General features: G+C 59.1%; 12 protein-coding genes. 4 read left to right on the forward strand and 8 right to left on the reverse strand.

Features of this window, described 5'->3' with window-relative positions; translation table 11 throughout:
* Positions 1-61 precede the first annotated feature (61 nt).
* Positions 62-1069: an ABC transporter substrate-binding protein gene (locus tag KDN35_RS11325; protein WP_212132749.1), complete on the reverse strand. Its 1008-nt coding sequence runs from the start codon at positions 1067-1069 to the stop codon at positions 62-64.
* An 87-nt stretch (positions 1070-1156) separates the two neighbouring features.
* A complete protein-coding gene (locus KDN35_RS11330) occupies positions 1157-2470 on the reverse strand; it encodes a hemolysin family protein (RefSeq protein ID WP_171567057.1) in 1314 nt (437 codons plus the stop codon).
* Between the two features lie 182 nt (positions 2471-2652).
* Between KDN35_RS11330 and KDN35_RS11335 the strand changes: the two genes are divergently transcribed.
* From KDN35_RS11335 to KDN35_RS11345, 3 genes are read left to right on the forward strand one after another with little or no spacing between them, the layout of a single operon-like run.
* On the forward strand, positions 2653-4332 hold the full coding sequence (locus tag KDN35_RS11335) for a DNA repair helicase XPB (RefSeq protein WP_212132763.1): 1680 nt from the start codon (positions 2653-2655) through the stop codon (positions 4330-4332).
* Positions 4333-4384: 52 nt separating this feature from the next.
* The gene (locus KDN35_RS11340; RefSeq protein WP_171567061.1) at positions 4385-4954 is read left to right on the forward strand and encodes an RNA polymerase sigma factor; all 570 of its coding nucleotides are present in this window, start codon (positions 4385-4387) and stop codon (positions 4952-4954) included.
* A complete protein-coding gene (locus KDN35_RS11345; RefSeq protein ID WP_212132750.1) occupies positions 4935-6371 on the forward strand; it encodes a hypothetical protein in 1437 nt (478 codons plus the stop codon). Before KDN35_RS11340 ends, KDN35_RS11345 begins: the two co-directional genes overlap by 20 nt.
* A 101-nt stretch (positions 6372-6472) precedes the next feature.
* On the opposite strand, the gene KDN35_RS11350 is transcribed toward KDN35_RS11345, so the two are convergent.
* Both KDN35_RS11350 and KDN35_RS11355 read right to left on the reverse strand, forming a co-directional pair.
* Positions 6473-7468, reverse strand: a complete 996-nt coding sequence (locus tag KDN35_RS11350) for an ABC transporter permease (protein ID WP_171567064.1) — start codon at positions 7466-7468, stop codon at positions 6473-6475.
* Entirely contained in the window at positions 7434-8393 is a 960-nt protein-coding gene (locus KDN35_RS11355; protein WP_304415219.1) for an ABC transporter ATP-binding protein, read from the reverse strand. Before KDN35_RS11355 ends, KDN35_RS11350 begins: the two co-directional genes overlap by 35 nt.
* Positions 8394-8512: 119 nt before the next feature.
* Between KDN35_RS11355 and KDN35_RS11360 the strand changes: the two genes are divergently transcribed.
* Positions 8513-9301 (forward strand): GDSL-type esterase/lipase family protein, encoded by a 789-nt coding sequence (locus tag KDN35_RS11360; RefSeq protein ID WP_171567066.1) that lies wholly within the window; start codon positions 8513-8515, stop codon positions 9299-9301.
* Here the strand turns inward: KDN35_RS11360 and KDN35_RS11365 are convergent.
* From KDN35_RS11365 to KDN35_RS11380, 4 genes are all read right to left on the reverse strand, one after another.
* The gene (locus KDN35_RS11365) at positions 9293-10528 is read right to left on the reverse strand and encodes an MDR family MFS transporter (RefSeq protein WP_171567068.1); all 1236 of its coding nucleotides are present in this window, start codon (positions 10526-10528) and stop codon (positions 9293-9295) included. The genes KDN35_RS11360 and KDN35_RS11365 overlap by 9 nt on opposite strands.
* Positions 10529-10808: 280 nt before the next feature.
* Positions 10809-11654, reverse strand: a complete 846-nt coding sequence (locus KDN35_RS11370) for a YtnP family quorum-quenching lactonase (protein ID WP_171567070.1) — start codon at positions 11652-11654, stop codon at positions 10809-10811.
* Positions 11655-11724: 70 nt separating this feature from the next.
* On the reverse strand, positions 11725-12018 hold the full coding sequence (locus KDN35_RS11375) for a hypothetical protein (RefSeq protein ID WP_171567128.1): 294 nt from the start codon (positions 12016-12018) through the stop codon (positions 11725-11727).
* 127 nt (positions 12019-12145) lie between these two features.
* Positions 12146-14149, reverse strand: coding sequence for an oxidoreductase (locus tag KDN35_RS11380; protein WP_212132751.1), 2004 nt, complete (start codon positions 14147-14149; stop codon positions 12146-12148).
* Positions 14150-14212 lie beyond the last annotated feature (63 nt).

The following is a 14212-nucleotide window of genomic DNA, read 5'->3' on the forward strand; positions in this document are numbered from 1 at the left end:
TTTCATTTTACCACGATGGAAACACAATTCAAACAGAAAAAGAGAGCAAGGCTCTCTTTTTCTACTTGAAGATTTCTTTCGCCTGCTGTTTTAATTCATCGGGAACGGCAATGCCAAAGTTGGCAGCTGCCGTCTCGTTGATGTACAGCTCGGTCTGTTTGGACACTTCCACCGGCGTGTCGGCCACTTTCTGTCCCTTCAAAATGCGGACGGCCATCTCTCCGGTCTGCTTGCCGATCTGGTAGTAATCAATGCCGTAGGTGGCCACGGCTCCCCGTTTTACCGTATCCGTGTCGGAAGCGAAAACCGGCACCTTGTGCTGTTCCGCCGCGCCCAACACCGCTTCAAATGAAGAGACCACGGTGTTGTCAATCGGGATGAAGATGGCCTCCGTCTTGCCGGCCAGTCCCTGGGCTGCGAGCTGCACTTCGGACAGCTGGGAGATGCCTGCCTTAACGACCTCGACCCCTTGTTTTTTCGCCGCTTCTTCCAGTTCCTTCACCTGCACCTCGGAATTCACTTCCGACGTGGTGTAGATGACGCCCAGCTTTTTCAGGTTTGGCAGGAAGCGTTTGACCAGCTCCAGCTGCTGCTCCATCGACACCTTGTCAGAGGTGCCGGTCACGTTTTTGTCCGGCTTCTCCAGGTTGCTGACCAGTTGGGCGGACAGCGGGTCCGTCACGGAACTGAAGATCACGGGCTTATCTGTAATCGCCTTGGCTGCTGCCTGAGCGGATGGCGTGGCGATGGCCACGACCAGGTCCTTTCCGTCGCCGGCGAATTTTTGTGCAATCGAGACCGTGTTGTTCATGTCACCGTGGGCGTTTTGATAATCCAGCTCCACGTTTTTGCCTTCTTCATATCCGGCTGCTTTCAATCCGTCTACAATTCCCTGGCGAATCGCATCCAGCGCCGGGTGTTCCACGAATTGGGTCAGCCCCAGCTTCACCATTTGCTGGCCGTTGGCAGCGGTCGCGGTTGCGTCCGTCTGTTGGCCGGATTGGTTGCCACACGCCGTCAGTGCAATCGACAGACATGCGGCCAGTACAGCATGTACAGCTCGTCTCATCTGTTCTTCCTCCTCTAAGCTCTCACTCTGCAATAACAGAAAACTTGTGTTCCATTATAGCATACTTTGCGGCGTTGAAAAGATGTTTTACGCTTGTTGCCCCGCTTCCTTCGTTCCTCTTTTTACCCATACACGGGTGATTCGGTAATGGTCCACCTCGCCGACGATGAATTCGTAGCCGCCGTCTCTGACCACGTCGCCCACGCGCGGCGGATGGTCGATCTGCATGTAGATCCAGCCGGCCAGCGTGTCCACCTCACTGTCGTCCAGATCAAGCCCGAGGTAGTCGTTTACCTCTTCCAGCAGCATGCGGCCGTCCAGCGACAGCAGGTCGTCTTTCCGCTCGATTTCCGGCCGCTCGTCGTCAAATTCGTCCTGAATGTCGCCGACAATTTCTTCCATTATGTCTTCCACTGTAACCAGACCTGCCGTGCCGCCGTACTCGTCGATGATAATCGCCATCTGGCTGCGCTGTTTTTGCAGCATGGTCAAAAGCCGGCTGATGGATATCGTCTCCGGAACGGTCAGCACTGGGCGGCTCAACTGCTCCAGGCTTTTTTGCTCCCCTTCCAGCAGGCTGGTCAACAAATCCTTGATATGCAAACTGCCGACCACGTGGTCCTTGTCCCCGTCCACCACCGGGTAGCGGGTAAAGCGGCCGTTTTGCACGACCTTGATGTTATCTTCTAACGGGTCGCGCAGGTTGAGCACCACCATGTCCGTGCGCGGCACCATGATCTCCCGGGCCATTGTCTCCGAAAAATCAAAGATATTGTCCACCAGCATCAGCTCGGTCTGGTCGATCAGGCCGCTTTTGTGGCTCTCGTTGACAAGGATGCGGATTTCTTCTTCCGTGTGCGCTTCCTGATGCGGTTCCATGCTAATGCCGAGCATCCTGAGAATCTTGGCCGCCGCCCAGTTGAGAAAGGCGATAAACGGGTACATCAGCTTGTAAAACATCCGGATGGGACGGGCCACGAACATCGAGACCTTCTCGGAGCGCTGGATGGCCAGCGATTTTGGCGCCAGCTCGCCCAGCACGATGTGCAAAAAAGTAATGATGGAGAACGCGACGATAAAGGAGATGCTGCCGACCAGCGTCTCGTTCAGCCCAAAGTAGCGGAAGACAGGGTGGAGCAGATGGGCGACGGCCGGTTCCCCCAGCCAGCCCAGTCCGAGCGACGCCAGCGTGATCCCCAGCTGGGTGGCGGACAGGTAGGCATCCAGGTTGTCCAGCACCAGTTCGACGTCGCCCGCCCGCCTGTTTCCTTCCGCTACCAGTTGGGCGATGCGCGATTCCCTCACCTTCACGATGGCAAATTCGGTCGCCACGAAAAAGCCGTTGAGAAAGACGAGAAATGCGACCAGGACCAGATTGAAAAAGGCACTCCATATCGCCATGCCGTCCCTACTCCTTTGCCCGTTTTCTTGCGTTAGTGTAACCCACGGGCGGCCAAATGTTGCCCGTTCCTGTCAAAAGCGCGGCAGCGCGACGGCGGCAAACCCGTTTTTCATTCGCCTTCCGATTGTGATACGATTGACTGTATGAACATGGAGACCACAAAGCCGCAGAGGTGAAGAATGTGTCGTACCGTCCCGAGTTGCCGCTGATCGTGCAAAGCGATCGCACCATCCTGCTGGAAGCGCAGCATCCGCTGTTTGCGGAAGTCCGGCAGGCGCTGTCCGGCTTTGCCGAACTGATCAAAAGCCCGGAGTACATACACACATACCGGATTACCCCGCTCTCCCTGTGGAACGCAGCAGCAGGGGGCCTGACGGCGGAGCAGGTAACCGGCGTCTTGAGCACGTATAGTAAATACGGAGTTCCGCCGTCCATCGTCCGGGAAATCGCCGAAACGATGGGACGGTACGGCCTGATTCGCTTGGAAAAAGACGGCGATCACCTGCTGTTGACCGGCGACGATGTGCCCCTGCTGGCTGAGCTGACCGGGTACAAGGCGGTGAGCAGCCTGCTGGAAGGACAGGTGAATCCGGCCGTCTGGCGCGTCAAACCATACGCCCGCGGGCTGATCAAACAGGAGCTGATCCGGCTCGGCTACCCCGTCCAGGACGTGGCCGGCTATACATCCGGAGAAGCCTGTCACGTCGCGCTGCGGGAAGTGACCGCCAGCGGCCGGCCGTTTGCGCTGCGGCCGTACCAGCAGGAGGCGGTGGATGCCTTCCACGCCGCCGGTGCTGCCACTGGCGGCAGCGGCGTGCTGGTGCTGCCGTGCGGCGCGGGCAAGACGATCATCGGCCTGGGAGCGATCTGCCAGCTCCAGACGGCCACATTGATCCTGACGACCAACACCACATCGGTCCGGCAGTGGATCGCCGAGCTGATCGACAAGACTGACCTCGATCCCTCACAGATCGGTGAATACACAGGCGAACGGAAAGAGGTCAAACCGATTACCGTAGCCACCTATCAGATCCTGACATACCGTTCAAAAGCGGACGATTCGTATCCCCACATGCGCCTGTTCTCAGAACGGGAATGGGGCTTGGTGATCTACGACGAAGTGCACCTGCTGCCCGCTCCCGTCTTCCGCGTCACCTCCGGGATTCAGGCGACGCGCCGGCTCGGACTGACGGCCACACTGGTGCGGGAGGACGGCCGGGAAGAAGACGTGTTTACCCTGATCGGGCCGAAAAAGTACGAAATGCCGTGGAAAGCCCTGGAGGAACAAGGCTGGATTGCGGAAGCGCGCTGCCAGGAAATTCGGCTGCCGTTTGAAGCGAACGGACGGGAGGCTTACGCCCGGGCCAACGCGCGGCAAAAATTCCGGATCGCGGCGGAGAATCCGCGCAAGCTCCAGGTCGTGCGCCATCTGCTGGAGCGTCACGCCGACGACCGCGTCCTGATCATCGGCCAGTACGTGGGACAGCTCCAGCAGCTTGCCGAAGCGCTGAACCTCCCGCTGATTACGGGCAAGGTGCCGGAAAAGGAACGGGAGGCGCTGTACCGCCAGTTCAAGCGCGGCGAGATTACCCGGCTCGCCGTCTCCAAGGTGGCCAACTTTGCCGTCGACCTGCCGGATGCCAATGTTGCCATCCAGATATCCGGCACATTCGGCTCGCGCCAGGAAGAAGCGCAGCGGCTCGGCCGCATTCTGCGTCCCAAAGAGCGCGACAACGCCGCCTATTTTTACACGCTGGTCACTCGGGACACACGCGAACAGGAATTTGCGCTTCACCGGCAATTGTTTCTGGTGGAACAGGGATACCACTACGACGTGATAGAAATGGATGCGCTGGATTGAAACATTCGGATCGATACCAGCGTCTCATAGAGGAAGGGAGGCCGGAGATTCAATGCAATCCGACGCCGAAATCATTCAGCGGATTCTGCAAGGCGACATCGAAGCGTACCGCGAGCTGATTCAGCGGTATCAGCACATGATTTACGTGTTTATCTACAAAATGGTAAACAACCGCTCCGATGCGGAAGATTTGACCCAGGAAGTCTTCGTCAAAGCGTATGAAAAACTCTCCAGCTTTCGTGGGGACAGCCAGTTTTCCTCCTGGCTGTATACGCTGGCGCGAAACAAGACCATCGACTTCCTGCGCCGGCGCAAGTTTCACGAATCCGACGAACAACTGGCGTACGTCCCCTCCCAGGCGAGCGACGAATCACCGCAGGACTCCCTCTTGAACAAGGAGCGCCGCCGGGAGATTGAGAAAGCATTTTCGATGTTGTCCGAATCGTATCGGGAAGTAATCGTGCTGCGCTGCACGCACGAATATCCGTTTGAAAAAATTGCGTCGCTGCTCGGCATCGCCGAGTCAACGGCCCGTGTCCGCTATCTGCGCGCTCGCCAAGAACTGGCCAAACTGCTTACTCGCAAGGAAGGGGGGCTCGTGCATGAACTGCCAGGAATTTAGAAAAGCATGGGCATACGAGCCGGACATCGAAACGCTTTCCCATATCGAGACGTGCGATGAGTGTATCGCCTGGATGGAAGCCCAATTGACTAGCGGCGAGGAGGTGCAATTCTTGAAAGAAGTTCCTCAACCGATGGCCGATTTGGAAGAGAAAATCATGCATGCGATCTATCAAACCGCCGGCCAAAGCGCTCCTCCTCACGCCGCGTCGGCATCCGTCACGCCGTCACCCAAACAGGCGAAATTCCGCCGCTGGACGTCTTACCTCCCTTCACTGTCGTGGGTGGGCGCAGCCGCCATCCTGCTCGCGGTCGGGGTGGCCGGCTACCAGCAGTTCCAACTGGCAGGGCAAGATGGCGCCACGGAAAACGCCATGCACCACGAGAGCAAAGCCGATATGGAACAGAAAGACAGACAAATTGCCGACGCTCCGTCCATCCTGCTTTCGCCTGACACGCCCGTAGCAAGCCCGGCCGCCGGGTATGGCTATCCAGACATTGCCGCAAAACAACCAGACGGGCAGACGTCACCGGACGGGACCACGGTGCAGCCGGCCGCACTGGCGATGAACGACAGCGGAACCAATCAGCCCAAATCTGCTGCAAGTCAGGCGCAGGAACCGCACGCCGGGTCGGGAGCAAAGACCGCGGAGAAGGCCCAACCCCCTCAGACGTCGCGGACACAGGCGTTCGATACAGTCAACGAATCGGGGCAACCCCTGCATAAACGAACGATCATCGCCGCTCGCAACGCCAACGGAAAATCCGCCAACGACCATGTCAAACATGAGGACACGCCGTCGAAACAGACGGATGCAATTAAACCGACAGACGGTCAATCCGCCATTCAAAAGACGGAGAACGAATGGGGCGTCAACATGTTCAGCAATGATGCCGCACCTGACCCGTCAATCGAAAGCGTACCGCCCGTAGCCGGTCCGCCCGCAACCGATCAGGCCAAACAGGAAATTACGCTCTCCGCGTTCACTGATCTGGAGACGGCCATCCGTTCATCCGACGTGCCTGTACCCGTGCTGAACCAGCCGCCTGACGGCATGACCCTGCAGGCAGTCACCGTCCAGTACGAATCACCGACCAGCCATAAGGTGGTTCGCCTCTCCTGCCATTACCAACGCAGCAAGGAGTGGATCAAGGTGGACGTGGTGCCCAACGCAAAAGGGAAGCGCAGCTTGTCCATCCCCGGCACCTTTACGGCCACACAGCTGTACACGGTCAACGGCGAACAGGCCATCGCCGTCTCATTCGACCTGCCGGATTCGTCAGGCGAAGCGGCTGCCGAGCACGCCGTCCACTTCAACGCGCAGACGGAAAACCAATCGCTCTACGTCGTAATGACCGCCCGGGGCATCCGACTGGACCAACTGGTCGAAATGTCCAAGCAGCTGACGTGGAAATAATCCCGCTTCCGATCAAAACTGCCCAGCACCAAAAAAGGGACACTGCTTCCTCGAAAAAGCAGTGTCCCTTTTGGTTTCCGTCCACACCGGTCAAGAGAAGGTCAAGACGTGACATCCCTGCGAATAAACACGGCGTAGGCGACAATCAGCGCCGCCGCTGCCCAGACGCTCAACACGGCGAGCGAAAAAGGCAGCGTCATGCCCTTGATCGGCGGCAGCGTGCCGGCCAGGTAGTCCGTCAACTGCAAATTGACGACGAAAAGGTATTTGGCCGACTCCCAGGTCGACGCCATCTGGGTTAAAATCGTTCCGCTGATCAGGGCCGCCATCATGATGCCCATTCCGGCAGCCGCGCTGCGCACCAGTACGGAGACCATGAACGTAATCGTCCCGACCACGATGCACACAAACCACCCAAGTCCGTACTGCATGAGCAGGTATTTCCACTGCGGCAGCATGAACACCGCGGATGTGACCAGTTCGCCGCCGGTCACGTCAAAGCCGGTCAGCACCGGCAGATCCCAGCCCGCATAGCCAAACACCACACCGGATATCAGGTAGGCCATACACAAGGTCATCAGTACCGTGAGCGAGGTAAACAACAGCAGGGTGATGTACTTGCTGGTCAGCACCTTCCAGCGCCGCACGGGCCGAGTCAGCAGCAGCTTGATCGTCCCCTCGCTGTATTCGGCGGAGACCAGATCGACCGCCAGCACGACGATGATCATCGGCAGAAACAGCGACACGGCCTGATCCATGAAGCCCCGCGCAAACGTGGGCGCCCCCGGTGCCATCGGGTTGACGTCATGATCCAGATAGTACTGCTGCTGCTGGACGCGAATTTTTAAGAACTCCCGCCACTCCTCCGGCAGTCTGCTGGAGGCGAGCCGGTTTTGCGTGTCCACGATCTGCTGCTGCAATATCGTCCGCCAGTCAGTCGTGCCCATCCGCTCCTGGACCGTCACCACGGAGCGGTACTGCGCGTAGGTAAAGATCGGGATGAGGACGGCCAGGATCAGCAGCACGACGAGAAAGCGGCGGCGGCGCAGCAGCTTGATCGTCTCATTTTGTACCAGTGCGAGCATGCTCGGCCCCATCTTCTCCACCTCCCCCTGTCAGCGTCAGGAACAAATCTTCCAGGGTCACCGTCTTGGCGACGATGCCGAGGACGGGGACGCCGGCCCGCACCAATGCGGCGTTTGCCTCGCTGATTCGCTCCGTATCCATGCGGCAGTACAGCCGTCCCTCGCCGTCCGGCCACACCCGTTCCACAAAGGACAGGCGGCTCAGCACGTCCCGTCCCCTGCGCTCGGCCTCCGGCGGAAAGGTCCACGCCACCCGGTCGGCAAACTGTTCCATCAGCTCCTGCACCGGTCCGACGGAGATGACCCGTCCCTTGTTGATGATGGCGACGCGGTCGCACATCATCTCAATCTCGCTGAGCAGGTGACTGGAGACGAACACGGCCAGCCCCTCTTCTTCCGCCAGCCTGCGGATAAACTGACGCAGTTCGCGGATGCCCGCCGGGTCCAGGCCGTTGGTCGGCTCGTCGAGAATGAGCAGCTTGGGCCGGTGCAGGAGGGCCTGCGCGATGCCCAGCCGCTGCCGCATGCCGAGCGAATAGGTTTTCACCTTGTCGTCGATGGCCCGTTCCAGATCGACAAAGCGGACGATTTCCTCGATCCGCTCGGGGGGAATGCCGCCGCTCATGCGGGCAAAATGCTCCAGGTTTTCCCGGCCCGTCATGAATTTGTACAGCTCCGGGTTTTCCACGATGCAGCCCACCTGGGCGATCGCCTCTGGAAACGAACGGCGAAGGGAGATGCCGCCGATCTCAATCTCTCCTCCGTCGGCTGAGGCCAGCCCGACCAGCATGCGGATCGTCGTCGTCTTGCCCGCGCCGTTAGGCCCGAGAAAGCCAAAGACCTCTCCGGCGTAAACGTCAAACGTCATATCGTGAATGATCGGCTTGCCGCCGATCGTCTTGCGCAATCCTTTTACGGAAAGGACTGTCTCGCCCACTGCTCGCCCTCCCTATCCAGATACCGTTCGCTGACGCGAAAACGGTGATTGTGATACACTGACAGTACATGTCACATTATACCATGCTTGACCATCCACCAACGAATGGGAGGTACCCGATGCGCACATCCGGTCAATTCATGTGGCGTACAGTCGGCCTGCTCTCCGTGCTCTCCTTTTTGCTGTTTGCCGCAGGCTTCGTGTTTGCGCTGGACCCCCGCCAGCTCTCATCCGGCCGGGTCGCAGAACCGGCCGGGCATGCCAAGCCGGCCCCGCTGGCGCCAGGGGAAGGCATTCGTCATGTGGTGGCGCTGGGAGATTCGCTGACGCGCGGAGCCGGCGACGCCAACGGGCTCGGTTACGTGGGACACGTCCGCCAAGCACTGGAAAAACAGGCGGGCCACCCGATCACGCTGACCAATCTGGCCATCAACGGCCAGGAATCGACCGGCCTCGTCGATCAGTTGTCCCAACCCCAGGTCCAGTCGCTGCTGAAGCAGGCCGATCTCATCCTGTTTACCATCGGCGGAAATGATTTGTTCAAGCAGTCCGGCGGCGTATACCGCGTCGACAACGACAAATTGGCCGCTGCCATCAAAGGACTTGCGGCCAACTACGAGCAGATTCTCCGGCGTATCCGGGAGCTGAACGACAGCGCGCCGATTGTCTACACCGCCCTGTACAATCCGTTCGGGGACACCGACGCGGCCGCCGACACCGTCAAGCCGGTGCTGGACTGGAACAGCGATGCTGCCGCCATCGCGGCCCGCTATCCGCGCGTCATTGTCGTTCCCACCTACGATCTGTTCGTCCACAAGGAAAATACCTACCTCTACACGGACCACTTTCATCCCAACGAGGCCGGTTACGCCCGGATCGCCGAGCGGATCATGCAGGCACTACAGTGACGTGTTCCGGGCGATGTTGATTGACGTCCCGGTGCGTTTCTGGTAGGCGCGCTGTCCAGCCCAATGAAACAGGCTGCTCGTCATGGAGAGGAAAGCGACCACTCCGAACAGCACGGGACCGCCGTACGACGCCAGCAGAATGCCGCCCATCCACGGGCCGATAAACTGGCCGAGGTTGCCGAAGCTTTTCGCTCCGTAATACGTGCCGCGCATGTTGTCCGGCGCCATCCGGTCGATCAGGACATCGGACGCGGTGAACGTGAGAATCTCGCCGATGGTAAAAACGACCATCGCCACAATAAACATCGTCCATGAGTGGGCGAAGGCGTAGCCAAGGTCCCCGAGTGCGTACATGACGTTCCCCACCACGATGCTGGTCAGGGGCGTCTTGTTTTCCGCCCAGCGGGTCAAGGGCATCTGCATCAACACCACGACGATGGCGTTGATACTCATCAGGATGGCAAACAGCTTCGCCCCGTCGGGAACGGCCATCTCCGTATACTTGGCCAGCGTTGTTGACATTTGCGAGTAGCCGATCGCCCCCAGCATCCCCGCCACCATATAGAGTCGGAACGCTTTGTCGCGCACCACCACTTCAAGTGCACGCTGAAAGCTGACCGGCTCTTTTTTCTGTCCCTCGATCTGCTTGATGCCAAAGACGTTTAACATCACCTGCAAGCTGATGACGTACAGCAGGTAGATGAGGGCAGTCATCAGAAACGGCAGCGCCGCCGAAGTCAACGCCAGCATCGCCCCGACGATCGGCCCCACGGCCACGCCCACGTTGATCGCGGTGTAGCGCAGGCCGAAGACACGGTACCGCTTCTCGTGCGGCGTCACGTCGGCCATGAGCGCCTGCGACACCGGCTCGTAAAAGGAGCGGCAGAGCCCGCCGACGACGTTTAACAGCAGGAAAAACAGCGGACTTTTGCCGAATGCGAACCCTACAAACACCAGGGTCCAGACGTACAATGCCGCGAGCATGACGCGGCGTCGGCCAAATATATCTGAAAGCGTCCCACCGATGAAGCCGCCCACCGTCCCGGCCAGTGCCCCCGCGCCGATCGTCAGTCCGATGGTTCCATAATCCATGTCGGTGTGATTGGACAAGTACAAAAACAGGAACGGCATGCTCATCGAACTGGCTGCGCGGACAAACACCGTGCCGACCACAAGCGACCAGACGATGGGGTGAAATTCGCGCAACAACCCCTTGACCCTATCCATGTGTTTCTCTCTCCTCCAACTGCTCTGCCCGACAATGGAAACAGAACAGTCATCACAAGTTTTTCCTAAATTGTAGGGAGCAGTCTTGGTTTCGTCAATCACTGTCCGAACTTTTTTGATTATGAAAATTTTTTTAGAACAACAATCGAAAAATCGATAAGACCACAGACGATGACGGAAGGCCGCACGGGCGTTGAAGCTGTCCCCCGCATAAAAAAAGCCCCCTGCTCGGGGACATGCTTGCGCTGTACCGAAAGGAGGCGAGTAACCACTGCTGCTTTTATTCCACTTCTATGCTGTCCGTAATGACTCCCTGCTCGTCCCATTTCACCGCCCGATACTTGATGTCGTGGTAAAACGTAAACCAGGCGCCTTGGCGGATGCCCTCCTGAATCCATGTTTGCTTGGCGAAAATGGAGGTCATCGGGTAGTCGTCGTAGGCCATCACCCACAGGGGATTCTGGTGCGCGTGTGTCGGCAAAAGGTCGGCCAGATGCAATACGAGTTGACCGTCGCTTTCGATGCGGACGATCGCATGCCCCTGGCTGTGCCCGCCGGTGTGGTGCAGCGAAATGCCGGGCAGCACCTCCAGCGTGTCGCCGTACGTCTGCACCTGTTCATAAATGGGCTTCCAGTTGTCCTCCCAATAGGTGTTGCGGGAACGGATGTTGGGCTCGCGCATCTCCGCCCATTCCTGTTCCTGGACATAAATGACCGCCCGCGGAAACGTGGAGACGAGCCGGCCGTCCTGCCAGGAAACAAGCCCGTTGGCATGATCGTAATGCATGTGGGTCATCAGCACGATGTCGATATCTTCCGGCGTCAATCCCTTGGCGGCCAGCGACTCTTTCACCTGCGACTCCTCCAGCAGGCCAAAGTTGCGCTTTTGCTTGTCCGTCAGCCGGTCGTTGCCCAAGCCTGACTCGATCAGGATGATTTTGCCGCCGCCTTCCACCAGGATCGGATCAGCCCTAAGCGGTATCTGGTTGAGATCGTTGTATGGATAGCGCTTGCTCCAGAGCGGTTTGGGAACCACGCCAAACATCGCCCCTCCGTCCAACTGCGACAGCCCTCCCCGCAGCCACGTCAGGGAAAATGCTCCTGCCTGCAGGTTTGTCAATTGCATGGTACCAGCCTCCTCAAGTTTGTATGCAGATGCGGGAAGTGTGAAAGAGCACCCCGTACAGGGTGCCCTGCTATTTTTCGGTTACGCTGACCGTGCGCGTGGCCGGGGACAGTTTCAACAATATGTCACTGGACACCGCCTGGATCGCCAAATCGGTGTCGTGGCGTTTATGGATGAGCACAAGCTGCGCAACCTTTTCGCTTCCGCGGTATATGCTGATCAAGGTTTGCAGCGGGTTGGCGCTTCCGCCGGCAATTACCTTAACCCCCGGGGCAACCGTGAACGTCCAGCCCTCTACTTCCACCACCCGAGCGGATGAGTAGAGAAAGTGCCGTTTTCCCAGCAGAATGCCATAGTGATTCATCAAGGCAAGGGCCCCCATTCAACTAAATTTGAACAGCGTACTTTCATTTTGCAAAAATTCATGTCCAAATGAAAGTCTTTCGACAAAAGATCCTATAACCTGACAACGTGCCGATTCCCTGTTTCGCTCAAATCAATCGGCCGATGAGCGCTCCCTCGTAAATCGCCCGCTTGGCGTCAAGCTCTCCTGCCTCTTTGGCCCCCCCGATGAGGTGCACCGGCAGCCGACCTTTCAGCGATTCGTACAAGCGGTTGTCCGATATGCCCCCTGCCGCAACCACCACCGTATCCGCGGGCAGGAGCCGCTCTTCGCCGTCGTGGACGATGCGCACGCCCTCCGGCGTAATCTCCTTGTATTCTACCTGCGTCAGCATCTCGACGCCGTGCCGCTTGAGATTGGCGAGCACCGCCCAGCGCGTCGTTTTGCCCAATCCGGTGCCCACGTGCCGACCGCGGCGGAGCATCCGCACTTGTCTGCCGCTCTGCTGCAGGCGATGCACCTCCGCAGCGCTGAGAATCCCGTACTCCAGGAGGTAGCGGGCGGTCTGCGGCGAGATGTTGTCGTTTTGCACCAGCAGGTGGGATAGATCGCAGGCGATCCCTCCCGCGCCGATGATCACCACGCGCTTGCCGACATCCACCTGCTTTTCAAACACTTGGGTGTAGCTGACCACGTGCGGCAGATCAATGCCGGGAATCTCCGGCCGCCTTGGGATGATGCCGGTAGCCACCACCACCTCGTCAAATCCTTCCGCGAGCAGCGCATCTGCCTGTGCTTCCACACCCAGCCGGATGTCCACGCCAAGCAGACCGAGCTGCGTCCGGTAATAGCGCAACGTTTCGTTAAATTCCGATTTGCCCGGCACCTGCCGCGCGTAATTGAGCTGGCCGCCGATCTGCTGCCGTTTTTCCATCAGCACCACCTGGTGACCGCGCTCCGCCAGCACGCGCGCCGCTTCCAGCCCGGCCGGTCCCGCCCCTACGACGGCCACCCGTTTTTTCACCGGGGCGGGAGACAGCGTCCATTCCTCTTCCCGGCCGGCCGCCGGATTGACCAGACAGGAGGCCGGTTTTCCCTCAAACACGTGGTCGAGGCAGGCCTGGTTGCAGGCGATGCAGGTGTTGACTTCGTCAAAGCGGCCTTCCCGGCTCTTGCGGATGATATCCGGGTCGGCCAACAGGGGGCGGGCCATGGAAACGATGTCGCAGCAGCGGTCCTCCAGGATTGCTTCGGCTTGACGCACGTCGTTGATGCGGTTGCTGGCAATGACGGGAATTGTCACCGCTTCTTTCACCAGCCGGGCCACCCACACATACGCCCCGCGCGGCACCATCATTGCGATCGTCGGCACCTGCGACTCGTGCCATCCGATTCCGATGTTAAGCGCGTCGGCCCCCGCCTCCTGCAGCATGCGGGCAAACTGCAGCGTCTCGTCCATCGTCGTGCTGTTGGGGATCAAGTCCAGCCCGGACATGCGAAAGATCACTGGATAATCGGGACCGACCGCCTCGCGTACGCGTCTCATCACTTCCACGCCGAAGCGTGCCCGCCGTTCGAAGTCGCCGCCCCACTCATCGTCGCGCACATTGGTGACCGGTGAGAGAAATTGATTGATCAAATATCCTTCGGAGCCCATGATTTCCACTGCGTCAAAACCGGCTCGCTGCGCCCGCACCGCGCCGTCGGCAAACGCCTGCAGCGTCAGCTCGATCTCTTCGCCGGTCAGTGCACGCGGCCGCGTCCGATTGATCGGCGCCTGCAGCGGGGACGGCGCGACCGGCTCCAGACCGGTGGCTTCCTGATAAGCGTAACGCCCGGCGTGAAAGAGCTGCAGGGCGATTTTGCCGCCCTCCTGGTGCACAGCCTCCGTGATCACTCTCAGCGGCTCGATGTGCTCATCCCTGTAAACGCTGCAGTACTGCTCGCCCATACCGCCTTCTGGCCGGACGGCAGCCCCTCCGGTGACGATCAGACCTACTCCTCCGCGGGCCCGCGCCGCGTAAAACGCGGCCAACCGCCGCACGCCTCCCTCCAGCTTTTCCAGCCCGACGTGCATGGAGCCCATCATGATGCGGTTGTTCAGGGTAATCCCCCCGACGCGAATCGGTTCCCAGACGCGTTTTGTTTCCATTCGTGCCCCCTCCTGACGAATCGAATGAATGCTCATTCATTTTTACTCCCCATCATTTCGGCG

Origin of the sequence: Brevibacillus sp. NL20B1 (assembly GCF_018195675.1) — a bacterium.
Classification (GTDB): Bacteria; Bacillota; Bacilli; order Brevibacillales; family Brevibacillaceae; genus Brevibacillus; species Brevibacillus aydinogluensis.